We start from the raw sequence: 24885 nt of genomic DNA, 5'->3' as shown, positions 1-24885 counted from the left end.
GTTGTGTTGGGGACCGTGGCGGCAGCACCAGCCCAGGCTGCGGAAATGTCACCACAGGCCGCTCGGCCCTGTGCGGCAAGTCTCGGCTACCGCGGCCCCTTCACTGACGTTTACTATCGCCACTGCACGAGCGGTCGCGACTCCGTCAGAGTCAGAGCCATCATCAAGTGGCACATCGACGGTCCATGCGTCACCGTCGGTCCAGGTCAGACTCTTCGCATTTGGTCATTCAGGCTACCCGGGAGTTTCGACCGAATCGCTCGCTGCTGACATCACACCCTGGAGTGGCCTTCACTTGATGAGTCGACTGCCACTCCTGTGGGCAGGACCGGGTTTGCTCCGCTTTGGTGGACCCCCTGAGCTTGCTCCGTTTTGCCGGACACCTTCGTTGTGATCGTCCTGCGCTACGTGATGGGCTGCACCGACGCGGAGGTGGCGGGCTACCTGGGCGTGGCCGAGAGCACCGTGCGCTCCACGATCCGCCACGCGAAACGCCGCCTCGCCCGGGAACTGCGCATCCCGAAGCAGCCTCGGACCACGAGCGGAAGGAACTGACATGCGCGACGACCGAGGCCCACCGCCCTAGCGAACTCCTCGGGACGCCGCCACCGTCGTGGACGCCCCCGACATCGCAGACCTCACGTCACGGTGGAGCGATCCGATCGGCGAGGGCCGCGGGCACTGTTCGCCGGCGGAGCGGATGATCGACCGCATCGCCGCGACCGACCCGGGAACCCCGGCGCCGTCGTGGGCGAGCAGCGAACACGAGCAGGCCGCCCACGAGTTGGGGGTGACCGCCGTCCTGGTCCTGAACCGGCGCGGCGCAACGCGTCCAACGCTGCGATCCGTTCGGCCGGGAGTTTCGCCTTTCTGCTCCTGGTGGTGGTCACCCACACCCCCAGTCGTACGTCCTCCGGCCATCCGTCGAACGCGGTCACCGTCTCCACGTGCCCCCGAGGCACCTCCAGGTGCCCTACCCGGGTCCGGTACGCCGCTGCCGTGCCCACCGCGGTCGCCCAGGCCTGCTCGCGCGTGCGCTTCGGCCGAGGCCCGTCCGGCACCGGCACCGCCGCCTCGGCCCCGGCCGCCGCGCGGTCAACGCGGGCGGGGCCGGCCCGAGCGCGAGCAACTGCCCGCGTAGCGCCGCGTTCGGCTCGTCCCACCCCGGCCGCTGCCGAGCCGGCCACCGCGGCCGGGTGCGTTGGGGTGAATCCGGGGGCCGCGCGGGTGGCGGTCCCGGCTTCGGGCGGGAGCAGGCCCGAGGGTGGGTGGGGGACGAGTCGCCGTCCCGTTCCCGCTACGTGAGGATTCCACATGTCCCAACTGCCGCCGATCGGCGCTGAGATCCCCTGCAGCTCGCTCGCCGTCAACACCCCCTTGCAGATCGGGACCGCCCTGGTGTCCGTGGACTTCCGCGGAGGCTTGAAGCACCGCGTCGACGTCAACCCCAACGACCCGATGAACAGCGTGCGCCTGCGCCTGATCGGTCTCAGGTTCACGGCGGAACTTCCCGAAGCCGAGGACCACAAGCTGACGCTCGAACAGAACGACATCGACGTCGACGCGAAGGGCCTTTTGAGGCAGACGCAGGAGTTGCCGCCCCGGTACGACTGCCTCTACGACCTGGGCACCTGCACCCTGAAGATCGACCGGCCCGGCAGCGACCCGATCGTGCTGACACCGAAGGGTGAGGCGAGGCTGACCGCCGTCCTCACCCAATACCCCCGCGGGGCGACCTGTTCCAGCTCAAGACCCCGATCGAGTTCATCGACCCGGCCAAGCCCGACGACATCGCGGCATCGCTCCAGAAGTTCCCCGCGAAGGTCGGCGGCCTGTAGAACCCCGGGCGCCCGCGACACCTCGACCCGTCCGACGCTCACATCGGCAGACGCCGGCCCCGTCGCACCGACCGTGCCCCGCGACGGTGGGTGGTGCGTTGATCACTTGAGGGTGCCATCGTTTGACGACACAGGTCACCGGTGCGGGGCGGCCTACAGCGCACGGGCGGGCTTGATGAGCGAGGCCCGGATCGGCCGGGCGGACTGCTTCGGGGCCGACGGTGGCGAGGTGGTCGGCGAGCCCGGGCAGGCACCGACGCTACTCTGCGTAATTGAGCGACTACCAGAACCGATTGGAGTGCGCCATGGCCGCCATTCATCCCGAGGTCCTGTGGGCTCAGCGCAGCAGCGCCGAGGACGCCACGAGGAACGTGGTGTTCCTGACCGTCAACGTTCCGGATATTCACGAGGACACGCTGAAGTGCACGCTGACGCCCACTTCCATGAGCTTCAGCGCCGTCGCCGGTGCGACGGGCACACCCGAGCAGAGCTACGAGTTCGGTCTGGAGTTCTTCGCGGAGATCGACCCGGAGAACTCGACCAGGAAGCTCACGTCGCGCTCGCTTTCTCTCATCCTGCGCAAGCGTGAAGCGAAGCTGGAGTACTGGCCTCGCCTGACGAAGGAGAAGGCCAGGTCCCAGCACATCAAGACGGACTTCCGCTGGTGGGTGGACGAAGACGAACAGGATGACGCGCCTGCATTCGACGCCGACGACTTCAGTGGCATGGTTGTGGAGTAGGTGATGAAGCGGATGGACTACTCGTCGGGTTCGTCGTCGTCCCCGGTCTCGGCCGGATCGTGCAGCGGACGCAGCCGGCCGCCGGCCGGGCCGGAGTGCCGGAAGCTGTAGCGACCGGGCGACCAGGCCAGGCCGGTGCGGAGTGCGGCATGCCGTTGCTCACCCCGGGGTGAACCGGTGGGTGGGAGGCTGGTGCCCGAGCCGGGCCCTGAGCCGAGAGTCGGGGCGATCTTCGGTCTTCTCCCTGCCGAGGCGCCGACCACTTCTTCACCGTTATCGCCCCGCCTCACACCCGCATCACCGCGCTGGGCATGCGCTGTGTGGGCAACGGTTCGTGTTCGGCCGCGATCGCCGCGGACGGTTCCACCGCCGTCGCCACGCTGCGGCCGGGCCGGTGGACCTTCTCCAGCCCCGTCACCGTGACGCTGCGGGCGCTGACCGACGCGCCCCTGGCCGGCGGACGCTACACAGGCGAGTTCACCGCCAGAGGCGAGTCCCGACCCCTGACTATCGACATCACCCCGGGCATCCAGGGTGCCCTGGGCGTCACCCGCAAGGACGTCCCCGACCACAGCGGCGCCCTGGTCGCCTCCGTCGTCCCCGGCGGCGCCGCCGACACCACCGGCATCCGCGAGGGCGATGTGATCACCCCCTTCAACGACACCCCGGTGACCACCGCGAAGATCACCTCCCACGCCTACGCCGCCCGCAGCCGTGACCCGGCATCGCGGTGGATCGCGCGCTGTTGACCCGGGCCTGCTCCCGCCTCGGCCCCAACCCCTGACCCATCGCCGATCCACCGCTCCCACGGGCGGGAACGAGGACCTCGATGAACACCACCACCACCACCACCGACGGCGCCGGCCGGGAGCCTTCGACGTCCCCGGCCGTGCCCGCCCTCGACACCGTGTCGTCGACCGCCCTGCGGGCTCCGGCCGTTCGCCGCCCGCTCGCGCTGCGCGACGAACGCCGTCTCACCCGCGCGCACGTCCACACCACCGCGCACCCGGGTGCCCGCCGCGGTGATGGCGGCCGGTGTCGACGTCGTCCGCCGTTTCCCGGGCGTGCCCACCGCTCACCCCGCCACCGACCATGACCGCGAAAGCTGCGGGAAGTCGGGCGACATCGGGAACCGGTGGTCGGGCTGTGGACATGTACAGGCGTGAGTATCCCCACGGAAACCGATCGCGAGTTGTGGGACAGGGCCTGCCGCGGCGAACGAGCCGCATTCGGCGTTCTGTTCGATCGACACGCACGCGCGGTACACAACTATTTGTTCCGGCGTACGGCGTCGTGGCCGGACGCCGAGGACCTGACCTCGGCCGTGTTCCTGCACGCTTGGCGTGCCAGAGCCGATGTCGTCCTGCACCAGGACAGCGCGTTGCCCTGGTTGTTGGGTGTTGCCCGCAATCTCGCCGCCAACAGCGGACGGGCGTTGCAGCGTTATCAGTTGTTGCGGGCCCGGTTGCCCCCACCCGCGCCCAGTCCGGACCACGCGGACGACGTCGCCGCACGCCTGGACGACGAACGCACCATGGCGACCCTGCTCCGGGCGATGGCCCAACTCTCCGACCACGACCGAGAGGTCCTCGAGTTGTGCGTCTGGAGCGGCCTCGACACGCACGGCGCCGCGGCAGTGCTGGGTGTGGCCGCCGGGACGGTCAAATCCCGACTGCATCGGGCCCGAGCCAGGTTGCGCAAACTCGTCCCGCCCGACCCATCCGACGAGAGGGCCCGGGCCGATGCCGTGACCGGTCGCCGGTCCGCGTTTTCCCAGGAGGCGTCATGATCGCGAACCGTCCGCCCGCCGACCGTGACCTGCGCGACCACGACCTGCGCCGGGAGGAGGTCTTGGCCCTGCTCGACGCCGCCGAGGACGTCGACCTCCACCCTCGCCTCGCCGCGCTACCCGCCCGGCGCGGGCTCCTGGCGCGCCACCGCATCCCGCTCCTGGTGGCGGCGTCGGTGGCGGCCCTTACGACGGGTATCGCGGTGAACCTCTCCGATGACGATGCCCGGTCCCACCATGCGCCGCCCGCGGCGTCGGGGAAGGCGTCCGCGGCGAGCACCGAGTCGCCGGTCCCCGTGGTGAAGCCGCCCACCCTGCCCGCGGGCATGCTCCCGGTGCCCGAGGGGCGGGCCATCTCCGAGGCGCTCGCGCGGGATTTCGTGTACCGCTGTGTACTGACTCTGCCTGGAGGTGACGGCCGGCCGCAGGCCGCGGCGGCCGCGAGGTTTCGTCCGTATCTGGCCGTGCGTACGCCGCGACCGGGCCGCCCGGACCTGTACTTCGCCACCGCGGTCGACGACCGCGGGCAGATGGTCGATTGCCACGGGGACGCGGCGCCGGACTCCACTCCCTCACCCGACTCCTCCAGCCGCGATGGCGCCTGGATGATCGGGCCGGTGGAAGTCCTGGAAGGAGGCCAGACGCTCCAGGGGCGGTGGACCACGGAGGGCTGGGGTCGATACAGCGGCAGGGTCACCCGCGTCACCATGGATTATGGCCGAGGCGAACAGGACGCCCTGATGGCGGGCGGGATCTGGTACGCCACGGGCTCCTCGGCACGGGCCGGCGATCCGGAGCCCGCCGAGGACAACCGGATCCGCGGCTACGACGCGTCGGGCGCGCTGGTCTGGGACTCTGCCAAGGACCACATCAGAGGTGCGACCGACTGCGCCCGTACCCCCGACGGCCGCATCCTCGGTTATGTCGCGCCGCCCCAGCGGATGCTTGCGCAGGCATGTCCTCCAGCCGTGCCGTGGACGGCCGGGGAGCCGAACCCTCGTTGACGTCGCGCCTCGTACCCCCCGGGCCGCGACCGGATACGGCGTCCGCTCGTGACCCGGGGGCGGGACTGTAAAACCAACGGTGGAACCTGATCATGAAAGTGACGCCGAGAGATGACTGACGTGATGTCAGAGCCGGTGCAGGACAGCCCGGTTGAGGGCGTCGCCGATGAGGCTGTGGACGGCCGGTTGAACGAGTTGGTGGGTCGGGCCCGGGCCCAGGGCCTGGATCTGGTGGGCGAGGGCGGGCTGTTGCAGCAACTGACCAAGCGGATTCTCGAGTCCGCTCTCGAGGGTGAGATCACCGACCATCTCGAGTATGAGAAGCACGATCCGGTCGGGGACAACCGCGGGAACTTGCGCAACGGCACGCGCGCGAAGACCGTGTTGACCGATGTGGGCCCGGTGGAGATATCGGTGCCGCGGGACCGCGACGGATCGTTCGAGCCGCGGATCGTCCGCGAGCGGCAGCGGCGTCTGTCGGAGGTGGACGAGATGGTGATCTCGCTGTCCGCGAAGGGGCTGACCACCGGCGAGGTCCAGCCCCACCTGGCCGAGGTCTACACATGGTTCCCTCAATGCCTGCGCCGTCACCCCACACCCCTCTGCGGGTCTGGGCGTTCTCACCGAGCGTGACGGCTCCCCGTGATCGCTGCCAGAGCCCGCCAAACAACGTCAGCGCCATCCGTGACAGTGCCCCTGGTCCGAGGCACCGAGCGGCGTTCACCGATGGCATCGGCCCCGGGCGGTCATTCCGCCGGAGCACTGTGAGCGGTGGCCAGGCGGCGCGCGCCGGATCTGTCCCCTGAGCCTCGTGCATCCTGTTTCGCGGTCGTCACACCGACCGAGGCCCGGCTTCGTCGACGTCCTTGAGGCCATCTACGCCCAGTCCCTGCGTGTGCGCGCCCACGCGCCGTGCGGGCGCGAGATTCGAGTGTGCGGAAGTTCGATGACCAGAGTGACAAGAGCCGTGTATCGGGAGACCATTGCGCACGGTTCCGTGAGGGCCGAGGGCTGATGACGGTGACCGTGGTGGTCCCGTCGCCCTTGCGGACGGTGCAGGTGGCATCGCCTCTCCCGGCGGGGCCGCGATGTGCCGTGGCCGCCTCGACGCTCCTCGAAGGGGCGTCGTCGTCCGGGGTCCGCGGGGTCGGCCGCCGGACTTCGGGAAGGGCCGGGGCTGGTTCAGCCGAGTGGGGTGTTGGCCAGGACGCGGCGCAGGATGCTCCAGGACAGGTCGGAGTAGGTCTTGAACTGCCTTTGTTCGCCGGTGATCTCGTCGATGTAGTCGAAGGCGTCTCGGGTGTCGCTCTCGTCGTAGGCTTGCACGGTGAGTTCGTCCTCGTTGAGGTAGACGTGGAAGCTGGCGCCGAACTCGTCGGTGTTGTTGATGTAGTCGGGGCGGGTGGGGCCGTTGCCGCCGTCGAGGGGGCAGTAGACCTTGTGGACGGCGAAGTTCGTCTTGGTGAGCCAGGCGCATTGGCCGGGGGTGAGGGTGACCAGGGCGAGTTTGGTGGCGTCCTTGGCGAGGCGGTCGTAGACCATGACGTCGAGTTGGCCGGCGAGGCAGAAGACGATGCCGGTGGTCTTGCCGTGGGAGTGGATCGGCGAATAGTGCTGGGCGGGCCAGATCTCCAGTACGGCGGGTGATCCGATGTCGCCGTAGGGGTCGTCGAGGGTGTCGATGTGGCCGTGGTCGACGGCCCACTGGTCGTAGGTGCCCCTGCCGGTGCACGCGACGCGGATGTAGGGCGGGTGGGTGTCGTCCCTTTCCGCCTTGTCGAGCATGATGCGGCGCAGCAGCCCGTTGGAGCCGGGCGCGAGCGGTGCGAGGTGTTTGCGCATCGCCTCGATCTCGATGGGGGACATGCGCAGGTCCGCGGCCTTGCGGTAGAGGTCCATCACGGCGGGCGGGATCATGAGTTGGCGGACGTATTCGTCGAAGGACGCGGCCTGGGCGATGACGGGGGAGGGGGCGACGCGCGCGCCCTGCGTCCGCAGACAACGCTCCTCGTTCGGGGTGATGTGGAAGGGATGGCCGCCCTCGGGCAGGAACGTGTCGGCCGCCGGGGAGGTGGTGGTGGAGGTCATGGGGAGCGTCTTCCTGCTCGAGGTGGGCACCGACGGCACAATGGCTCACGGACCGGCCGGTGGGGAGGGATGGTGCGGCGTCGCCGCAGTGCCGCGCACCGGCGGGCACGGTTTGCCGTGTCCCCTCTCGCGGGTGACCGAAACCGGGCCGGGTCCGGGCTCACCCGAACGCGGACCGCGCGAGGGGACCGGAAGTTGGTCGACCGTGTGACGGCAGCCGCCCCCCGATTCGGGGGCTGAACCGCGCCCCGGGACGGGCGCGGCTCATGCGGCGTCACCTTGGTCGTCACTCGTGCGGCGTCATCCCGGCTGCGCCGGGATTGCCGAGCCGGTCGGACACCGGTCGTACCAAAAGCATCGGTCCAAAAGCATCGGTCGGTACGGACGCGGGTATCGGCGCTGTTCACCCGACTTCTTGACCGGTGTCGACGCGGGTGCGGAGGTGGGACCGGTGCGGAACCCGGACGGCAGAGTGGTCGCGGTCACCGGGGTCGGGGCGGGACCGGGGCGGGCGTTGGCGGTCGAGTTCGCCCGGCGTGGGGCCCGAGTGGCGCTCGCCGACACCGACCGCGCGGCGCTGGTTCACACGGGCGAACTCACCGCTCGTGCAACCCGTTCCGCCGAACACGGACCGCGCGCCACGAAGCCGTACCTGATGGGACTGGACGTTGGCGACGGTGACGCGGTGCGCGGTTGGGCGCAGGACAGCGCGGCGCGACTGGGCGGTGTCGACCGCGTCCATACCCTCGCCACTCGGGCCGTCGCCCGACTGCTCACCGAGGACGGCGTCAACGCGTGGATCCACGACGGCGCCCGATTGTGGGCGGTACTCACCACGCTGCCCGACGGCCGGATCTGCGCCGGGCAGGGTGGGCTTCGGCGCCTGGTGGACGAGATCGAGCCGGCGTGGGACGCGTGGGAGCGCGACGGCCGAATCCGCCGCTGGGATCGCGGCATCACGATCACCCTGGGCGAGCAGTTCGTCTGGGCGGGCGATGCCACGACCGGCCGCCGATGACCGATTTCCGCCCCGATGCCAGTCACCGGCTGAGCAGCCGCAGTCGCCGTGAGTCGGTTCCGTGAGCGCGAAGGGCAGCGAGGCGTCCGACAAGGTCCTGGGCACTCTCGCGCAGACGGTCAACTCCCCGGCCGGGCTGCGCGACCCACTCGGTCTGGGCCGCGGCCCCATCACACCCGGCCACCGAAGCGGGCCGAAGCGGGGGTGTCCGTCCTGCCACACCCAGGACGGGCACCCCCGCGTGTTCGTCAGCCCGCCTTCGCCGGCCGGCCCTCGGCGGCATCCGCCAGTGCGCGCCGCGCCTGTCCGATGGCCTTCGGGTCCCAGCCGGGCCGTGGCACGGAGGCCAGCAGCAGCTGCGTGTACGGGTGCTGCGGCGACGTGAGCACGTCCGCGGTGCGACCCGCCTCGACGATCCGCCCGCGCCGCATCACGATCACGTCATCCGTGACGCAGCGCACCACGCCCAGGTCGTGCGTGATGAACAGGTAGCCGATACCGGTCTGTTCGCGGATATCCGCGAGCAGGTTGAGGATCTGCGCCTGGACCGAGACGTCCAGCGCGGCGACCGCCTCGTCGAGGACGAGGATGGCAGGCTCGACCGCGATGGCCCGCGCGATGGCGACGCGCTGCCGCTGCCCGCCGGACAGTTCGCGCGGCCGTGCCTCCGCCGCCCGCGTGCCGAGCCCGACTCGGTCGAGCAACTCCCGGATGCGCGAGGCGTGGTCGATGTCCGGGAAGTGCAGCTTGAGGGTCTCCCGCAGCACGTCCTGGACGCTGGTGCGCGGGTCGAGCGACAGGTAGGGGTCTTGGAACACCATCTGGATGCGGCGGGCACGGGCCAGTCGGGCCGCCCGTCCGCGCCCGCCCGCGGACTGCTCCTCGCCGTGCACGCGCACGACGCCCCCCTCGGCGCGCTCCAACCCGACGATGATCCGGGCGGTGGTGGTTTTACCGGACCCGGACTCGCCGACGATGCCGAGCGAACCGGCCTTCGCCAACGTGAACGACACCTCGTCCACCGCGCGCACCTCACCGAACGTGCGGGTCAGTCCGCTGACTTCGAGGAGAAAGTCAGACATCCGCGGCCTCCCGTTCCAGACGTTCCGCGTGGTGGCATGCGGCGGTGTGCGCGGGCTCGTCGGGCGCGGCGGAGACGGGCGGCGCCGTCGTCGTGCACACCTCGGTGGCGAGCGCGCACCGGGGTGCGAACGGACAGCCGACCACGTCCTTGCGCAGGTCCGGCGGCCGGCCCTCGATGGCCGTCAGCCGGCCCTGCGGGGCGTCCAGGCTCGGCGTCGACTCGAGCAGCGCCCTGGTGTACGGGTGTCGCGGCCGCGCGAAGATCGACGCGGCAGGCCCGGTCTCCGCGATACGTCCCGCGTACATCACGTACACACGGTCGCTGATCGCGGCGGCGAGCCCCAGGTCGTGGGTGACGAACAGCAGCCCTGTGCCGAAGCGTTCGCGCAGGTCGCCGAGTAGCGTGACGACCTCGGCCTGCGAGGTGACGTCCAGTGCGGTGGTCGGCTCGTCGGCGAGCAGCAGCTTCGGGTCGCCCATGAGCGCCGCGGCGATCATGACGCGTTGCAGCATGCCGCCCGACAACCGGCCCGGATAGCTTCCCATCAGATCAGCGGACAGGCCGACCGCGTCCAGGAGTTCGCCCGCGCGTGCGGTCGCCGTCGGCGCCGTCATCAGCTTGTTGAGCCGCATGCCCTCGGTGAGGAAGTCGCCGATGCGGCGCAGCGGGTTGATGGCGGCGCGCGGGTCCTGGAAGACCATCGCCGCGGTCTGTGTGCGCAGCCTGCGCAGCTGCTTGGCGTTCATGGTCAGCACGTCGTCTCCGGCGACCAGGACCTTGCCGTGGGTCTCTGCGTCCTTGGGAAGCAGGCGCAGCACCGTGCGAGACGTCAGGGTCTTGCCGGAGCCCGACTCGCCGACCAGCGCCACCGTCTCCGACGGGCCGACCGTCAGGTCGACGCCGTCCAAGACCGGGCGGGCGGTGTCCGGGAGCCACAGCCGCAGCCCTTGGATGTCGAGTGTTGCGCTCACCGCTTCCTCCCCGCGACCTTGTCGGCCCACCGCTCGCCGACCACGTTGAACGCCACGACGGTGAGGATGATCGCCAGACACGGGACGATCGCCGAGAGCGGATAGCCGCTCTGGATGGCGGACTTGCCGTCGAAGACCATGCGTCCCCAGTCGGGTGTGAGAGCCGGGACACCCAGGCCGAGGAACGACAGGCCGGCCAGGTCGATCAGGGCGTACCCGAAGTTGACGGTGGACTGCGCCAGCACCACCGGCGCGATGTTGGGCACCACGTGCTTGACGCAGATCTGCGGCCCCGAGTGCCCCTGCACCTGGTACGCGGCCACGTAGGGCCGGGCACGTTCGGCGAGCACCAGTGAGCGGGTGAGTCGGCTGACGTACGGGAAGTACGCGATCGACAGCGCCACGACCGGCGCCATGAGCCCCTCGCCGTAGACCGCCACGATGAGGATCGCCATCAGCAACCCCGGGAAGGCCAGCGTCAGTTCGGAGCCGCGCGACAGCAGCGAGTCGAGCCGGCCGCCGCGCCAGCCGGCCGCGACGCCGACCGCCGCGCCCAGCAGCGTGGAGATGACGACCACGCCGAGCGGGCCGAGCAGCGAGGTGCGGGCCCCGACGACGAGCCGGGACAGCGTGTCCCGGCCCGCCGCGTCCACACCGAGCAGATGGTCCGCCGACGACGGTGCCAGCGCGTTGCCGAGCTCGGCCGTGTTGGGGTCGTACGGCGCGATCCACGGCGCGAGCAGCGCCATGACGACGACCACGCCGACGAACACCAGGCTGACCACGTACAGCGGAGCGCGCCTCGCGCGGATCCGGGACAGGCCCGGACGCCGGATGAGGGTCACGGAACTCATGCGTCGGCCCTCGATCCCAGGCTGATGCGCGGGTCGACCAGGGGCAGCAGCAGGTCGACGAGGAGGTTCACGGTCATGAAGACCGCGATGATGATCAGGGAGATGGCCTGCACGGTCGGGAAGTCCTTGGTGGTAGCGGACAGTTCGAGAAGCTGTCCGATGCCGCCGACGCTGAACGCGGACTCCACGAGCACGGTGCACACCAGCAGCGTCGAGACGATCAGGCCCGCGGTGGTCAGTACGGGGCCGAGCGCGTTGCGGAAAACGTGCCGGCCGATGATGTGCCGTTCGGGGACACCGCGGCTGCGGGCGACGGTGACGTGCTCGCCCTCCATCGCCTCGAGCATCGCCGCCCGCGTTACCCGGGCCAGCAGCCCGACCAGGTAGAGCGCGAGCGCGACGGCCGGGAGGGCCAGGTGCCACAGCATCCGGCCGAACCCGTCCCCGCTTCCGCTGCCGCTGGACGGGAACCAACCCAACTGCACCGCGAACAGGCCCTGGAGCAGGATCGCCGCCACGAACGACGGCGTGCCGATCGCGAACGTGGTGCCGACCAGGATCCCCGAGTCGGTCGCGCCGCCGCGCACCGCGCCGATCCAGCCGAGAGCCAGGCCGAGCACGATGACGACGACCAGCGCCATGCCGACGAGGAGGAGCGTGGTGGGCAGCCGGGAGGACAGAAGTTCGGACACGTCGGTGCGGTACTGCAGCGAGCGGCCGAAGTCGCCGTGCAGGATGTTCCCGAGCCAGCGGCCGTACTGCACGATGAACGGGTCGTTCAGGTGGTACTGGTTCTCGATCGCCCGAAGGGCGGCCGGCGAGGCCGACCGCCCGCCCAGGAGGAAACTCGCCGCATTCCCCGGCGCCAGGTACATCGCACCGAAGACCACGAACGAGGCGCCGAGCAGGGTGACGGCCATCTCCAGCAACCGCCGTACGGCGAATCTCAGGAATATCACCCCGCGGCCCCCACATCGGCCGCCCACGGGTAGTACATGTACGCGATGGTGGTAGGCGCGCCGGTGATCCGCTTGTTCAGGAACACCGTGGAGGGCCACTCGGCGACCGGCATCCACAGCACCTGGTCGGCGGCCATCTTCTGGAGCTTGGCCTCCAGCGCGATCCGCTGCTGCGGGTCGTACGTCGCGGTGATCTGCTCCACCAGCGCGTCGTACTCCGGGTTCGAGTAGCCGGCGTGGTTCTGGTACCCGCCGGTCCGGAAGTTGCGCAGCAGGTCGACCGGGTCGGTCACCGACAGGTAGTACGTCTCGGGGAACATGTCGATCCCCTCGCGCGCCGCCGGGTCGGTGAACAGCGCCGAGAACGCGTCCGGCGCGATCGTCTCGAGCTCGACGTCGAGGCCGATCCTGGTTCCGGCGTCCTGGATCGCGGTCGCCAGCAGGCTCACGTCCTGCCCGATCGGGCTGGTCGCGACGACGACCTTCTTGCCCTTGGCGCCCGCCTCCTCGATCAGCTTCTTCGCGCCGTCGATGTCCTGCGCGGACGGCGGCAGTTTGTCGAACGCGTCGGCCGGCACCTGCGGCGAGGAGCCCGTCCACGACGCCTTGGGCGTGATCGAGTTGGTGACCGTGCCGTTGCCCGCCAGCGCGGTCTTGACGAAGCCGGAACGGTCCAGCGCCATCGACAGCGCCCGCCTCACGCGCACGTCGCCGAGCGCGCCCTTCATGCTCGTCACGTTCACGTTGACCGTGCTCAATCCCTCGCCCGCGTACAGTGTGCCGACGCCGCCGGCGCGCAGCCGCTGGTAGCTCTCGGTCGGGATGAGGAACCCGCCGTCGACCTCGCCGCTCAGCATCGCGTTGGTACGCGCGGAGGGGTCGGTGAGGAACTTGAACTCGACCGTCTTGGCCTTCGGCTTGGTTCCCCAGTAGCCGTTGAACCGCTCCAGGTCCACGGACTGGCCCTTGGCCCAGCGGGCGAGCCTGTACGGGCCCGTGCACTCCAGGCTGCCTTCGACGCCGTAGTCCTTGCCGTGCGCCTCGACGCCCCTGCGGTTCGCCACCACGCCCGCCGCGGTCGCCATCAGCTGCGGGAACAGCGAGTCGGGTTTCTTGAGCTTGACGGTGACCTGCAGCGGGCCGGTGGCGGTTACCGCGTCGACGTTCTCGAACGACTCGGCCCAGGACGCGGCCAGGTCCGGGTTCATCTGGCGGCCGAAGCTGAAGACCACGTCGTCCGCGGTCATCGTCTCGCCGTTGTGGAACTTCACGCCCTGGCGCAGGTCGTACACCCACGTGTTCGGGTCCGGGTTGGACGCCTTCTGGGCCAGCCCCGGCTGGACCTTCAGATCGGGGGTCCAGCGCATCAGGCTCTCGCAGACGTTCGAGAGCACGGTGTTCTGCGGGTAGTCGAACGCCTGGATCCAGTCCAGGGTGAGCGGTTCGGCGTACAGCGCCCAGCCGAACTTGTCGATGTCGCCCTTGGCCGGCGGGGTCCCGGCCGACAGTGCGAAGCCGCCCGCGTTGGTGCCTCCCCCGGACGGGCCCGCCGGGTTGTCGTTGTTCTTCGGCGGTCCCGAACAGGCCGCGACGAGTGCGAGCGCCAGCACCGCGGCCGGGACGGCGGCGCGGCGTATGGAGGGTCTGGACGGGAACGGAGCGTTTCCGGGCATCGGGAGTCCCTTCCGAGGGGGAGTGCGCGGGCTAGGCGGAGGGCGAGGACGTGACGGGGACCTGCTGGGTGATGCAGTGCACGCCGCCGCCGCCGTAGGCGACGGTCGGGGTGACGACGCCGACGACCTTCCGGTCGGGGAAGGCGGCCTGGATGACGGCGAGCGCCCCGGCGTCCGCGGGATGGTCCGCGACCGGCACGACGACGCCGCCGTTGGCGATGTAGAAGTTCAGGTACGACACCTCGATGTCGATGCCGCCCCAGAGCAAGGCGTTCGACTGCGAGATCTCGACGATCTCGAACGGGCGGCCCCGCGCGTCCGTGGACGCCTCCAGCACGGCGCGGTTCGCGCGGCAGCGGGCGTAGTCGGGGTGCTCCGGGTCCTCGGGCAGCTGGATGATCACCTTGCCCGGCGCGACGAACGCGCATACGCCGTCGACGTGTCCGTCCGTCTCCTCGTCCAGCAGGCCGCCGTACGGCAGCCAGACGATCTTGGTGACGCCCAGCTTCGCTTTGATCTCCGCCTCGATCTCGGCGCGGCTCATGTCCGGGTTGCGGTTCGGGTGCAGCAGGCATTGCTCGGTGGTGATGAGGGTGCCCTCTCCGTCGACGGTGATGGCGCCGCCCTCGAGGATCATGTCCGAGGCGATGCGCTCGTCGCCCACCCGGGCGATCAGCGCCGCGGCCACCTTGTCGTCCGAATCCCACGGGGAGTGCTTGCGGCCCCACGCGTTGAACCGGAAGTCGACGCCCGCTCGGCGGCCGTCCTCATCGGTGACGAAGATCGGGCCCGAGTCGCGGAACCACGCGTCGTCGATGGGCAGTTCGACGACGGTGACCGCTTCGCCGCACAGCGTCCGGGCCTCGCCGCCCGAGCCCGGCACGGTGACCATGGTGACCGGCTCGAACTCCGCGATGGCGCGGGCGACCGCGGCGTACTCCGTCTTCGCGGACGCGAACATCTCGCCCCACAGGTCGGCGCGGGTCGGCCAGGCCATCAGGCAGCGGTCGTGCTCGGTCCACTCGGCGGGCATCCGGAACGTCATGGGTGTTGTCTCTTTCGATCGTGGGTGGTGCGGTAACCGCGGAAAGGAGGTCGGTGGGTGGGATTCGTCGGCTGGATCGCCTCGGGCGGAGCCGACGCCCGGGACTACCGGGCCGCGGGCGCGGCCGGCACGTCGTGGGTGGAGCAGTGGATGCCGCCACCGCCGGAGGCGATGCCGTCGATCGGAACGGCGACGACCTCACGCCCGGGGAAGTGGTCGGCCGGCATGCGCTTGGCCCGGTCGTCGGCCTCGGGGTCGCCGAACTCGGGGATGAGCACCGCACCGTTCGCGATGTAGAAGTTGGCGTACGTGGACAGGAACGTGTCGCCGCGGCCGGTGATTCGGTCCGGATCCGGCTGCGGCAGGTCGATCACCTCGAACGCCTTGCCCCGCGCGTCCACCGCGTCCTTCGGTACCGCGCGGGCCCGGTCGGCGGACCGCGACCACGAGTCGGCCGGCATGCAGGGGAAGGGCGTGTCGAGCAGCACGACGCCAGGCGCGGCGAACCGCACCAGCGAGTCGACATGCGCGTCGGTGATGTCCTCGCCGCGCACGCCCGCGAACCACACCACCTGCGTGACCCCGAGCGTGCGCTTGGGTTCTTCTTCGAGCTGGGCCCTGTTCCTGCCGGGGTTGCGGTTGGCGTTGACGATCGAGCTCTCGGTGACCATCAGCGTGCCGGCCCCGTCGGTCTCGAACGAGCCGCCTTCGGCCACGAGCGGGGCCTGGAACCGTGCCAGGTTGTAGCGCGCCGGCACGGCTGCGGCGACCTTGCCGTCGTTGGCGTGGGTCTGCTTGTCGCCCCAGCCGTTGAAGTTGAAGTCGATGCCGAGCAGCGCCCCGGCATCCTCGACGCAGACCGCCGCGGTATCGCGCGCCCACAGGCCGTCGACCGGGACGGCGGCCACCTCGACCAGGGAGCCGCACGCCTTGCGGGCGGCGTCCTCCTGGCCCGGGCGGGTCAGGAGGACCACCGGCTCGAACTCGGCGATCGCCCGGGCCACCCGAGCCACGTCCTCGCGCAGGTCCTTGCCCCGGATCCCGGCGGAGGCGGGCCAGGACATGAGCGTCCGCTCGTGCTTTTCCCACTCCGCGCCGAACCTTCTCCCCGCCGGTGCCGCAGTGCCGCCTTCCGGCCGGCCCGTTGCCCGGCCGGCGGGCTCGTCGGCACCGTCCTCGGCGGAGGAGCAGGCGGCGGCACCGGTGGCCACGGCGCCGGCGGCGACCATGCCGCGCAGGACTGCGCGGCGGGAGATGGACGAACCAGACACGATGAACTCCGAACGGGTAGTGCGGTGGGCGCTGTACGACACAGGAGGAGTGGTCCGGCGCCGGTCGGACGCTGCGGGCATTGCCTAGGCGACGGGCTCCTGCATGGTCGTGCAGTGCACGCCGCCGCCCCCGAGGGCGATGCGGTCGATGTTGATCTGCACGACCTGGCGGCCCGGGAAAGCGGCGGCGACGACCTGCTTGGCCGCGGCGTCCTTGGCCGTGTCGCCGAACTGCGCCATGACGACGCCGCCGTTGCAGACGTGGAAGTTGATGTACGAGTCGACGAAGTCCTCGCTGTCGGAGCGCACCGTGTCCGGCCCGTCGATGCGGATCACCCGCAGGCGGCGGCCCTTCGCGTCGGTCGCCGCGGACAGGATCTGGAACTGCTTGCGGGCGTCCTGCGCCCAAATGTCGGTGCGGCTCGCGGGCGGCATCTGCACCATGACGACGCCGGGGCGGATGAACCGCGAGGTGGCGTCGATGTGGTCGTCGGTGATGTCCTGGCCCTTGATACCGGGAACCCACAGCATCCTGGTCGCCCCGTAGGCGGCCAGCACTGCGGCCTCGACCTGCGCTTTGGTCATGCCGGGGTTGCGGTTGCCGTTGATCAGGCTGGACTCGGTGGCCATCACGGTGCCGTCACCGTCGGTCTCGATCGCGCCGCCCTCACCGGTGAAGCCGGCCCTGGTGAACGCCAGGCCGTCGAACGAGGCGATTTGGGAGGCCACCAGGGCGTCCTTGGCGTGGGTCTGCTTGCTGCCCCAGCCGTTGAAGCCGAGGCCGACCGCGTCGCGGCGGCCGGAGCCGTCGGTTCGGAACACCGGCGCGGTGTCGCGGGCCCACAGGTCGTCGACCGGGATCGAGCTGATGACGGTCACCGTGGAGCCGCACTTGGACCGTGCGGTGCTCGCGCTGGAGGAGTCCGCCGCCATCATGACCACCGGCTCGAAGCGGGCGATCGTCTTGGCGATGAGCGCGACGTCGTTCTGCACGCCGCTGAGCCGGTTGCCCCAGATCGACGACTTGCTCGGCCACGCCATCCAGGTGCGTACGTGTGCGACGTCGTCTGCGGGGACCCGCAGGACGGCGGCAGCGACCCGGGCTTTGGCGGCGGTGCGCGGGGTTGCGCCGGCCCGGGAGGATGCACCGACGGTCAGGCCCGCGGCGCCGAGCAGCGCGGCGCCGACGAAGTTGCGGCGGGACGGGTGCGCGGCGGAGCCGTCGAGCGCGTCCGAGCGGTTCGAACCGTGCGCTTCATGCATGGCTGACTCTCCTGTCGGCTGCTCCCGCCGGAACGGCGGGGTCGGATACATGGGGCGGTGAGGCGGTGCGCTGCGGACCTTCGTGTCGCGCTCGCCGTGTCCGAATCCGACGGTCCAGGCCGGACCGTCGGGCCCGGAGCGTCGGGCGGGGCCGCGGGACGGTTTCGGTTGGCGTGCCCACACTGTGGCACTGACTGAAAAATCAGTCAAGATATGGAGGGGTAAGGGTCCTTCACCCGCCATCCACGGCCCGGACGCCGTCCGGACGGTCCGGGATCACCCGCCCGCCGCCTGCCGGCGGGCACCCCGCTGTCGGCGGGAATCCGGACACTCGGTCCGCGCCCGCATTCACTCGTTCGCCCGGCGGTGCACCCGATCGCTCCGCACGGACACGCCGGCACGGGGTACCCGTCCGGTTGCTCCGGTCGCCCTCATCGCGGTGGCGCGGCCCGTCCGCCGACCTCTCCACCATCCGGAAGGACGGGACTCGTGACCGATACCCCTTCGGTGTCCCGCCGCCAAGTGCTCCGCACGATGGCCGGCGTCGGCGCGGGCACCTTCGGGCTCGCGGCGTGTTCCGACTCCTCCGGCGACGCTGCGCAGGTGCCCGCGCCGTCCGGCGGCCCGAGCGAGAACCCGAGCGCGCCCGGCTCGCCCTCACCGACCCGGGTCGGCCGCCGGTTCGGCGCCGAATGGGAGCCGCACGCGCGCACGTTCATGTCCTGGCCCGCCTCCACCGGCATCTGGGACACCGACCTGCCTGCCGTACGCACGGACATCGCCCGCCTGGCCCGCGCCATCGCCGCCACCGAGCCCCTGGTCATGCTCGCCCGCCCCGACCAGGCCGACGCCGCCGAGTCCGCCTGCGGCTCCGACGTCGAGGTGGTGCCCATCGCCGTGGACGACCTGTGGGCACGCGACACCGCGCCGGTGTTCGTCGAGGACGGCGGCAGGCTGCGCGGCGTCGACCTCGACTTCAACGGCTGGGGCGACAAGCAGGCGCACGCCAACGACGCGCTCGTCGCCCGCGAGGTCCTCGCCAGGTACGGCATCTCGCGCGACCGGACCTGGATCGTGGGCGAAGGCGGCGCGCTGGAGACCGACGGCGCCGGGACACTGCTGGCCACCGAGAGCTCACTGGTCAACACCAACCGCAACCCGGACAAGACCCGGCAGCAGATCGAGGACGAGTTGAAGAGGCTGCTCGGGGTCACCACGATGATCTGGTTCGACGGGGTCAGGGGCCAGGACATCACCGATGCCCATGTGGACGCGCTGGTGCGGTTCGTCGCTCCCGGCGTCGTCCTGCTGGACACCGCGTTCCCCGGCGAGCCCGAGGACTCGTGGTCGATGTCGGCCGCGCAGGCCCGCAGCGTCCTGAAGGACGCCACCGACGCGCGCGGCAAGACCATCGAGGTGGTCGACCTCCCGCAGCCCGACCCCGCCAGGACCAACGGCCGCGGCGACGATTTCCTGTCTTCGTATGCCAACTTCTACATCGGCAACAAGGCCGTCTTCTTCCCGAAGTTCGGCGACGGGGCCGCCGACGACCGCGCCGGGCAGATCCTCAAGGACCACTTCCCGACCCGCGACATCGTCCCCGTGCGGATCGACGTCATCGCCTCTGGTGGCGGCGGCATCCATTGCGCGACCCACGACCAGCCGACCGCACCCGTGGCCTGACCGGCTTTCCGCGGCGCCCGTCCGGGCACTGCCCAGTCCACCAGTGCGGAGGCGCGCGTGAAAGGTCCGTCCCGAGGCCACTGGAGCCGCCGACGTATCGCGGCCACGGTCGTCGGCTCCATGGTCGTCGCACTCATCCTGGCCGTCGGGGTGTGGATGCAGGTCGGTGAGCGGATCGCGCTGGACACCACCTACCACGCCCCGAACCCCGCGCCCGACCGCATCGACGTCAGGGCCACCGTGCAGCGCGTCGACGCGGCGGCGCGGGAGCTCACCCTGCGCGTCATGGTCACCCCGCGCGGGCGCCTCGCCGAGGAGGACGGCCTGCTGACGTCCCAGGACCTGGTCCTGCGAACCTCGCAGGACGTGCGCGGCGACCTCACGTTCCCGGCCCACACTCGCGTGGACGCCAAGGACGTGCCCGTCGCCCTGGCCGGGGGAGCGGTCACCGACTACCCCTTCGACGAATACGCCACCGACATCGCGTTCTCCGCGACGGCCGACGGCGCGGCGGTCCCGGTCTCCATGACCCTCGTCAACGTCGACGCGCTCTTCGCGATCGACGTCGACGCGGCCAACGAGCACGGCGTCGCCGGGTTCGACCTCGGCGTGCAGCGGTCCAGGACGGTCCTGCTGTTCGCAGTGTTCATGATCGTGGCGATGTGGGCACTGGCCATCGCCGTCTTCATCGGCGCGAAGGTGATGGTCGGCGGCCGCCGCGGGCTGGTCTGGCCCGCGCTGGGGTGGATGGCGGCGACGCTGTTCGCCCTGGCCGCGTTCCGCAACACCGCGCCCGGCAACCCGCCGATCGGGTCGTTGCTGGACTACCTGGCCTTCCTGTGGGCGGAGGCCATCGTGGCGATCTGCCTGACCGCGGCGGTGTTCGCGGGCGCGGTGGTGGAATCCCGCACGGACGCGGGCCCGGCCTGACGGCGGGGCCCTTCGGCGGTCAGGCGCCGGGTGCGGGCCGCGGCGTCCGATGGAGCCTCCGCGCGGGTCTGGCCGATTTCCGTTGCCGATGCCGACACCGGTGAGTGCGACGGTGTCGGCGGCGCGGGCGATGCCGAAGTCGATGACGCGCGGCCCGTCGGCGGTGACCAGGACGTCGGCGGGCTTGAGATCGCCGTGCACGACGTGGACGCGGTGGATCTCCTGGAGGGCTTCGGCGATGCCACCGATCAGCAGCAGTACCGTACGGGTGGGCAGCGGGCCGCGGGCGTCGACGACCTGCCGCAGCGAGGGGCCGGCACGTACGTGCCGGCGAGCCAGGGCAGCTCCGCGTCGGCGCGGCGTCCACCACGGGCGCGGTGAGGAAGCCGTGGATGCGCCGCGCGTTGGCCACCTCGTGGGCGAACCGCACGCGGAACTCGGGGTCGGCGGCATACTCCGGCCGGACGACCTTGAGTGCCACCGGCCGTCCGCCGGGCGTGTACGCCAGGTACACCCACCCCATGCCGCCGATCCCGAGCAGGGCCGCGACCCGGTATCCGTGTCCGCCGACGCGCTGCGGATATGTCCGGCGCGAGGGGGCTGGAAGGCGGGCCGGGACAGGGGCGGGACACCGGAGGGGTGCACGGGGACTCCCGAATGGGCACGCGGAGGAGGGGATGCCGCCGGGGACGGCGCCGCGTCACCGGCGACGGTCCGGCCGGTCGTCCGGTCGTCCGGTCGGACCGGCTGGGACGCGGGCTGCTGCATCGTCGAGCAGTGGATGCCTCCGCCGCCGCCCATCAGGCGGTCGACGTCGAGTTGGACCACGACGCGTCCGGGGAAGGCGCTCGCGAGCTTGGCCTCGGCCGCCGCGTCCGCGCGCGGGTCGCCGAACCGGGCGGTGATGACGGCGCCGTTGACGAGGTGGAAGTTCAGGTACGAGTCGACCAGATCGCGGTTCCTCGACCGGGTGTGCTGCGGTCCCTGCAGGGTGATGACCTGGAGCGGGCGGCCCTTGGCGTCGGTCTCCTCGGACGGCGGAGACACGGCCGGTGCCATCCGTGCGGAACACCGCGCAGCTGTCGCGCATCCACAGGTCGTCGGTGGGGACCTCGTCAGTGGTCACCGTGATGCCGGGGCCGCACATCGTGCGGGCCTGATCCGCGGCATCCTCGTCTACCGCGCACATGATCACCGGTTCGAAGCCGGTCACCGCCTTGGCGATCCCGGCGATGTCGTGCTGCACACCGGACAACTGCCGGCCCCTGATGGAGCGGCTCGCAGGCCAGGACATCCAGGTGCGCGCGTGCCGGACGTCGTCGGCGGGGACCCGCAGGCGGCGGCTCCCGCCATACGCCCGCCCGGACGATCCGGCGGGGGCCGCCGCCGCGGCGGCGGCGGGATCGGCGAGGGCGGATCCGGCGACGGCCGCGCCTGCGGTCCCGATACCGAAGGCACGCAGGACGCCGCGGTGCGCGGGTCGGAATCCGGACACGGGGATACCTCTATGTGGTCGTGCGCCCGCGCTGTTCGCGGCTTGCGCTGAGGGTGCGCGGGAGACCGCGCGCGGCGGTGGCCGGTCGCACTCCCAGGGTGGGGCATGGGCACGGACAGGCGTTGCCGAGTGCGTGCCCGCGCCAACGCAGCCCCACCGTGACCTGAACTGAAATTTCAGTCAGACACTGTGGCGGGCTGACGTTCCCGGCGTCCGAGCTCCAGGTCCAGGGCGCCGCGCAGCAGGTCGCGCGCCCGCTCCACGGGCAGTGCGCCGGTCAGCCAGCGCTCGCTGAGGCCCTCGATGAGGGCGGTCAGCCGCTCGGCTGCGTCGAGTGCCGAGGTGTCGGCGGATGCGTCGCCGAGGGACTGGGCGCCGCGGATCAGCTCGGCCGCGTCGGCCACCCAGCGGTCCAGGGCCTCGCGCACGGACGGCCCGAGCTCCGCCGCGAACATCGCGCCGGCGCGGAACTCTCCCCAGGCGGTGCTGTTCTCCACGACCTCGGGGACGTCCTGCAGTTCTGCCAGCAGCATGTCCTCCAGGTGGCCGCGCGGATCCACGGCGGGGTCGACGTCCGAGGCGGTGTAGCGTTCGGCGCGCTCGTTGATGAACTCCCAGGTGTGCCGGATCAGTCCGGACCGGTCGCCGAAGTGGTAGTAGACGAGGCCGACCGAGACGCCGGCCTCGGCCGCGAGTTCCTCGACCCGTAGACCGCGTATGCCGTTGCGGGCTATGAGCCGAGCGGTCGTTTCCAGGATCGACAATCGGCGGCGAGAAGACACCGTGGCACCCCATCGGGGTCGACGCCGACCCCTTGCACTAGACGAGATTGAACTGAATGTTCAGTCAGTCTAGCGTTGGGCAGGCATCGCGAGGACAACGGCGGGCAGGGCGGACGTCTGCGGCCCCTCGGGGCTGCGAGCCCGTTGGGGCTAGAGTGTCGGGTCGTGGCCGACCGTCGAACTGTGATCATGAAAGCCGCCGCCCGTGAGATCGCCCGCAAGGGCGTGCGCGGACTGCGCGTGGAGGAGCTGGCAGCGGAGGCCGGTGTTTCGACCGGGCTCATCTACTACCACTTCAAGGATCGCGACGGGATCCTGCGTGCGACGCTGGGCTTCATCAGCGACCGGGCCGGCGCGTACACGAGCGAGCGAGTGGCCGAGTCCGGTGCCGACACGCCCCGGAAGGTCCTCGAGCAGACCTTGCTGCTGGAGTTTCAGGACATCCCCGAGGTGCGCGAGAACAGCACCGCGTGGGGCGAGCTGCGCGCCAGCGCGATGTTCGACGACACTCTGCGCGGCAGCCTGGCCGACGCCGTCGAGTTGTGGAGCGAGGAGATCGCCGCGCTCATCGGGCAGGCTGTGCCCGACGCCACGGTCGCCGCCGCGCATGCCGCCGCCCAGCGGATGACCTCCCTGGTCGAGGGCCTCAGCGGGCGCTGGCTGAGCGGCTGCTTGGCCCTGGAGTCCGCCCGCGAGCTCCTGTTGGCCGGTATCGACGTGGAGCTGACCTACGTCGGGGGCTGAGGGCTCTCGGCTCTCGATGTGTAGCGTCGGGCGACGAAATTCCCGGAGCTCGTGCAGTTCGCTCGGAGACGCGAGCGCGGCTTCGGGTTCGTGCCAGCCGTATACAGGGCGTGTAACTCGATCACCAACTCCCGCCGCGCACCCGCTGGCAACCGTCGTTGGTCCGGCATCCCGATCGCCATCCACGCCCCCACGCACCCGTCCGCCAATTTTCGCCAAGTCTCGTACGTCGCACGTGCCCTGGGCAGGCGAAACGGCGATCCGCCCACGACAGGCCTCGTGTGGAATATGTGCCATTCCCGTCCGACTCCCGTGTGCCCGCACGGCTCGCACACCCCCGACACGGCCACGCTGGAACAAGGCGGCACCTCAACCGCCCATCCATCCACCGCGCATCCTCGGGACACAGATATGACCACCACCGCCCCCGGCACGCACGAACGCCCCACCGCCTCGCCCACCGCGACATCGCGGGCCCGTCCGGCCCGTGCCGGCCGAGTCCTGACCGCGACCGCCGCGCGCGGCGTGGCCACCGGTATCGGTACCGCTGCCGGAACCTGGCTCATGTGGTGGATCACCCACCGCTGACCTCTTGCGTGGCCATCACAACCGAAGGACGCCGTCGATCGCCCGGGTGCGCCCGTGCCCCCGCGCGTCCCCGGAGTCGGGACGCGCGCGCACGGCGTTCAGAGGCGCCGGACGAAGTCGCGCACGGCGGAGCCGATCTCGTGGGGGGAGTCTTCTTGGACGTAGTGGATGCCACATACGGCGACCTCGGTCTGGTTGGGCCAGGTCCGGGCGAATTCGAGGGCGCGGCCGACGAGGATCGCGCCGGGCTGTGCCGAGATCAGGAGCTTGGGGATCGGGCTGTGGGCGAGCCAGCGTCCGTAGTCGTCGACGACGCGTGCGACGTCGGCGGGCGTTCCGTCGATGGGGAGTTCGCGCGGGAACACCAGGGTGGGCCTGCGGGAGGCGGGAGTTCGGAACGGCGCCCGATAGGCGTCCATCTCGCGTTCGTCGAGCGGGCGCAGGACGCTCTTGGGCAGGACGGTCTCGATGAAGAAGTTGTCGTCCATGATCATCTTTTCACCGTCCTCGGAGCGCATCGCGCGAAACAGCGCGTCGCGGCCGGCGGGGAAGTCGGACCACAGGCGGGGTTGGACGATCGCCTCCATGTAGGCGATCCCTTCGATCCGGTCGGCGTGTCGGCGCGCCCAGTCGAACCCCAGTGCCGAGCCCCAGTCGTGCAGGACGAGAGTCACCGGGCCGGTGGGCAGTACGGCGTCGAACCAGGCGTCGAGTCGGCGGGAGTGGTCGGTGAAGCGGTAGGCGCCGTCGGGGGCGGGGTCCGAGTCGCCCATGCCGACCAGGTCCGGGGCCAGGCAGCGTCGATCGCCGGCGACGTGGGGGATCACGTTGCGCCACAGGTACGACGAGGTCGGGTTCCCGTGCAGGAAGACCACCGGGGCGGTGGTCTCGTCGTCGGATCCGGTGTCGACGTAAACCATCCGGGCATCGAGCACGCTCACCGCGGATCGCGGGTGGGTGTCGTCGACGGGGATGCCGAGGGGCGTGCGGGTGCGGGTGTCCGTCATGGCAGATGTCCTTTCGAGCGCGAACAGGTGCGGGAGGCGGTGCGTTCGCCCTGCGGGTC

At 70.9% G+C, this 24885-nt stretch carries 22 protein-coding genes and 4 pseudogenes; 11 read left to right on the top strand and 15 right to left on the bottom strand.

The features are described from left to right. Positions 1–372 precede the first annotated feature (372 nt). Positions 373–555: an RNA polymerase sigma factor gene (locus tag B4N89_RS47155; RefSeq protein WP_078982856.1), complete on the top strand. Its 183-nt coding sequence runs from the start codon at positions 373–375 to the stop codon at positions 553–555. An 83-nt stretch (positions 556–638) separates the two neighbouring features. Here the strand turns inward: B4N89_RS47155 and B4N89_RS47150 are convergent, their stop codons facing one another. Next, positions 639–1316, bottom strand: a complete 678-nt coding sequence (locus B4N89_RS47150) for a helicase associated domain-containing protein (RefSeq protein WP_235619405.1) — start codon at positions 1314–1316, stop codon at positions 639–641. Positions 1317–2110: 794 nt separating this feature from the next. Between B4N89_RS47150 and B4N89_RS47140 the strand changes: the two genes are divergently transcribed. The 5 genes and pseudogenes from B4N89_RS47140 to B4N89_RS47115 form a co-directional block, all read left to right on the top strand. Continuing rightward, positions 2111–2578, top strand: coding sequence for a p23/wos2 family protein (locus B4N89_RS47140; RefSeq protein ID WP_078982853.1), 468 nt, complete (start codon positions 2111–2113; stop codon positions 2576–2578). Between the two features lie 311 nt (positions 2579–2889). Beyond that, entirely contained in the window at positions 2890–3327 is a 438-nt protein-coding gene (locus B4N89_RS47135) for a PDZ domain-containing protein (protein ID WP_078982852.1), read from the top strand. 413 nt (positions 3328–3740) lie between these two features. Continuing rightward, positions 3741–4367 carry an RNA polymerase sigma factor gene (locus B4N89_RS47125; protein WP_078982850.1) on the top strand — a complete coding sequence of 209 codons (627 nt, stop codon included), beginning with the start codon at positions 3741–3743 and terminating at the stop codon, positions 4365–4367. After that, positions 4364–5371, top strand: a complete 1008-nt coding sequence (locus B4N89_RS47120) for a hypothetical protein (RefSeq protein ID WP_078982849.1) — start codon at positions 4364–4366, stop codon at positions 5369–5371. Before B4N89_RS47125 ends, B4N89_RS47120 begins: the two co-directional genes overlap by 4 nt. 123 nt (positions 5372–5494) lie before the next feature. After that, a pseudogene (locus tag B4N89_RS47115) lies at positions 5495–5932 on the top strand (transposase); the annotation flags it as partial. 621 nt (positions 5933–6553) lie between these two features. Here the strand turns inward: B4N89_RS47115 and B4N89_RS47110 are convergent. Next, complete coding sequence (locus B4N89_RS47110) at positions 6554–7459, bottom strand: hypothetical protein (protein WP_078982848.1); 906 nt, start codon at positions 7457–7459, stop codon at positions 6554–6556. Between the two features lie 451 nt (positions 7460–7910). Here B4N89_RS47110 and B4N89_RS47105 point away from each other — a divergent pair, with 451 nt between their 5' ends. Next, on the top strand, positions 7911–8477 hold the full coding sequence (locus B4N89_RS47105) for a hypothetical protein (protein WP_143658501.1): 567 nt from the start codon (positions 7911–7913) through the stop codon (positions 8475–8477). 248 nt (positions 8478–8725) lie between these two features. Here the strand turns inward: B4N89_RS47105 and B4N89_RS47100 are convergent, their stop codons facing one another. The 8 genes from B4N89_RS47100 to B4N89_RS47065 all read right to left on the bottom strand — a co-directional run bounded on the left by B4N89_RS47100 (position 8726) and on the right by B4N89_RS47065 (position 17597). Continuing rightward, positions 8726–9559: an ABC transporter ATP-binding protein gene (locus tag B4N89_RS47100; RefSeq protein ID WP_078982846.1), complete on the bottom strand. Its 834-nt coding sequence runs from the start codon at positions 9557–9559 to the stop codon at positions 8726–8728. After that, a complete protein-coding gene (locus tag B4N89_RS47095; RefSeq protein WP_235619404.1) occupies positions 9552–10532 on the bottom strand; it encodes an ABC transporter ATP-binding protein in 981 nt (326 codons plus the stop codon). The genes B4N89_RS47100 and B4N89_RS47095 overlap by 8 nt, the downstream gene beginning before the upstream one ends. After that, entirely contained in the window at positions 10529–11386 is an 858-nt protein-coding gene (locus tag B4N89_RS47090; protein ID WP_078982844.1) for an ABC transporter permease, read from the bottom strand. The genes B4N89_RS47095 and B4N89_RS47090 overlap by 4 nt, the downstream gene beginning before the upstream one ends. Further along, the gene (locus tag B4N89_RS47085; RefSeq protein ID WP_078982875.1) at positions 11383–12345 is read right to left on the bottom strand and encodes an ABC transporter permease; all 963 of its coding nucleotides are present in this window, start codon (positions 12343–12345) and stop codon (positions 11383–11385) included. Before B4N89_RS47085 ends, B4N89_RS47090 begins: the two co-directional genes overlap by 4 nt. Continuing rightward, on the bottom strand, positions 12342–14018 hold the full coding sequence (locus B4N89_RS47080) for an ABC transporter substrate-binding protein (protein WP_078982843.1): 1677 nt from the start codon (positions 14016–14018) through the stop codon (positions 12342–12344). Before B4N89_RS47080 ends, B4N89_RS47085 begins: the two co-directional genes overlap by 4 nt. Before the next feature lie 31 nt (positions 14019–14049). Further along, positions 14050–15063 (bottom strand): agmatine deiminase family protein, encoded by a 1014-nt coding sequence (locus tag B4N89_RS47075; protein WP_078982842.1) that lies wholly within the window; start codon positions 15061–15063, stop codon positions 14050–14052. Positions 15064–15167: 104 nt separating this feature from the next. Continuing rightward, positions 15168–16334, bottom strand: a complete 1167-nt coding sequence (locus tag B4N89_RS47070) for an agmatine deiminase family protein (RefSeq protein WP_078982874.1) — start codon at positions 16332–16334, stop codon at positions 15168–15170. A gap of 84 nt (positions 16335–16418) precedes the next feature. Further along, positions 16419–17597 carry an agmatine deiminase family protein gene (locus tag B4N89_RS47065; protein ID WP_078982841.1) on the bottom strand — a complete coding sequence of 393 codons (1179 nt, stop codon included), beginning with the start codon at positions 17595–17597 and terminating at the stop codon, positions 16419–16421. 534 nt (positions 17598–18131) lie between these two features. Here B4N89_RS47065 and B4N89_RS47060 point away from each other — a divergent pair. Together B4N89_RS47060 and B4N89_RS47055 are read left to right on the top strand one after the other, a co-directional pair. Next, positions 18132–19280, top strand: a complete 1149-nt coding sequence (locus tag B4N89_RS47060) for an agmatine deiminase family protein (RefSeq protein ID WP_078982873.1) — start codon at positions 18132–18134, stop codon at positions 19278–19280. Between the two features lie 120 nt (positions 19281–19400). Further along, the gene (locus B4N89_RS47055) at positions 19401–20210 is read left to right on the top strand and encodes a DUF4436 family protein (protein WP_078982840.1); all 810 of its coding nucleotides are present in this window, start codon (positions 19401–19403) and stop codon (positions 20208–20210) included. 78 nt (positions 20211–20288) lie between these two features. Here B4N89_RS47055 and B4N89_RS47050 read toward each other — a convergent pair. From B4N89_RS47050 to B4N89_RS47040, 4 genes and pseudogenes are all read right to left on the bottom strand, one after another. Further along, a pseudogene (locus B4N89_RS47050) lies at positions 20289–20751 on the bottom strand (serine/threonine-protein kinase); the annotation flags it as partial. A 275-nt stretch (positions 20752–21026) separates the two neighbouring features. After that, positions 21027–21269, bottom strand: a pseudogene (locus B4N89_RS52470) (agmatine deiminase family protein); the annotation flags it as partial. A gap of 58 nt (positions 21270–21327) precedes the next feature. Next, positions 21328–21504 (bottom strand): annotated as a pseudogene (locus B4N89_RS52465) (agmatine deiminase family protein); the annotation flags it as partial. A gap of 377 nt (positions 21505–21881) precedes the next feature. Then, positions 21882–22487: a TetR/AcrR family transcriptional regulator gene (locus B4N89_RS47040; protein WP_078982839.1), complete on the bottom strand. Its 606-nt coding sequence runs from the start codon at positions 22485–22487 to the stop codon at positions 21882–21884. Positions 22488–22676: 189 nt separating this feature from the next. On the opposite strand from B4N89_RS47040, the gene B4N89_RS47035 reads away from it, so the two are divergent. Together B4N89_RS47035 and B4N89_RS50550 are read left to right on the top strand one after the other, a co-directional pair. After that, a complete protein-coding gene (locus B4N89_RS47035) occupies positions 22677–23231 on the top strand; it encodes a TetR/AcrR family transcriptional regulator (protein ID WP_078982872.1) in 555 nt (184 codons plus the stop codon). 411 nt (positions 23232–23642) lie between these two features. Then, positions 23643–23819 carry a hypothetical protein gene (locus tag B4N89_RS50550; RefSeq protein ID WP_161501087.1) on the top strand — a complete coding sequence of 59 codons (177 nt, stop codon included), beginning with the start codon at positions 23643–23645 and terminating at the stop codon, positions 23817–23819. A 98-nt stretch (positions 23820–23917) separates the two neighbouring features. Here B4N89_RS50550 and B4N89_RS47030 read toward each other — a convergent pair whose 3' ends face one another. Next, the gene (locus B4N89_RS47030; protein WP_078982838.1) at positions 23918–24826 is read right to left on the bottom strand and encodes a haloalkane dehalogenase; all 909 of its coding nucleotides are present in this window, start codon (positions 24824–24826) and stop codon (positions 23918–23920) included. Positions 24827–24885: the final 59 nt, after the last annotated feature.

This window comes from Embleya scabrispora, assembly GCF_002024165.1.
GTDB classification, from domain to species: Bacteria; Actinomycetota; Actinomycetes; order Streptomycetales; family Streptomycetaceae; genus Embleya; species Embleya scabrispora_A.
Note: the sequence above shows the minus strand (reverse complement) of the source record. Positions and strands in the feature narration are given on the sequence as shown.

What these genes read in the sequence shown, in the direction of transcription:
- B4N89_RS47090 (WP_078982844.1), bottom strand. Translation starts at nt 11,386, where the DNA reads ATGAGTTCCGTGACCCTCATCCGGCGTCCGGGCCTGTCCCGGATCCGC.
- B4N89_RS47135 (WP_078982852.1), top strand. Translation starts at nt 2,890, where the DNA reads ATGCGCTGTGTGGGCAACGGTTCGTGTTCGGCCGCGATCGCCGCGGAC.
- B4N89_RS47110 (WP_078982848.1), bottom strand. Translation starts at nt 7,459, where the DNA reads ATGACCTCCACCACCACCTCCCCGGCGGCCGACACGTTCCTGCCCGAG.
- B4N89_RS47080 (WP_078982843.1), bottom strand. Translation starts at nt 14,018, where the DNA reads ATGCCCGGAAACGCTCCGTTCCCGTCCAGACCCTCCATACGCCGCGCC.
- B4N89_RS47100 (WP_078982846.1), bottom strand. Translation starts at nt 9,559, where the DNA reads ATGTCTGACTTTCTCCTCGAAGTCAGCGGACTGACCCGCACGTTCGGT.
- B4N89_RS47120 (WP_078982849.1), top strand. Translation starts at nt 4,364, where the DNA reads ATGATCGCGAACCGTCCGCCCGCCGACCGTGACCTGCGCGACCACGAC.
- B4N89_RS47065 (WP_078982841.1), bottom strand. Translation starts at nt 17,597, where the DNA reads ATGCATGAAGCGCACGGTTCGAACCGCTCGGACGCGCTCGACGGCTCC.
- B4N89_RS47150 (WP_235619405.1), bottom strand. Translation starts at nt 1,316, where the DNA reads ATGTGGAATCCTCACGTAGCGGGAACGGGACGGCGACTCGTCCCCCAC.
- B4N89_RS47055 (WP_078982840.1), top strand. Translation starts at nt 19,401, where the DNA reads ATGGTCGTCGCACTCATCCTGGCCGTCGGGGTGTGGATGCAGGTCGGT.
- B4N89_RS47035 (WP_078982872.1), top strand. Translation starts at nt 22,677, where the DNA reads ATGAAAGCCGCCGCCCGTGAGATCGCCCGCAAGGGCGTGCGCGGACTG.
- B4N89_RS47060 (WP_078982873.1), top strand. Translation starts at nt 18,132, where the DNA reads ATGGCCGGCGTCGGCGCGGGCACCTTCGGGCTCGCGGCGTGTTCCGAC.
- B4N89_RS50550 (WP_161501087.1), top strand. Translation starts at nt 23,643, where the DNA reads ATGACCACCACCGCCCCCGGCACGCACGAACGCCCCACCGCCTCGCCC.
- B4N89_RS47030 (WP_078982838.1), bottom strand. Translation starts at nt 24,826, where the DNA reads ATGACGGACACCCGCACCCGCACGCCCCTCGGCATCCCCGTCGACGAC.
- B4N89_RS47075 (WP_078982842.1), bottom strand. Translation starts at nt 15,063, where the DNA reads ATGACGTTCCGGATGCCCGCCGAGTGGACCGAGCACGACCGCTGCCTG.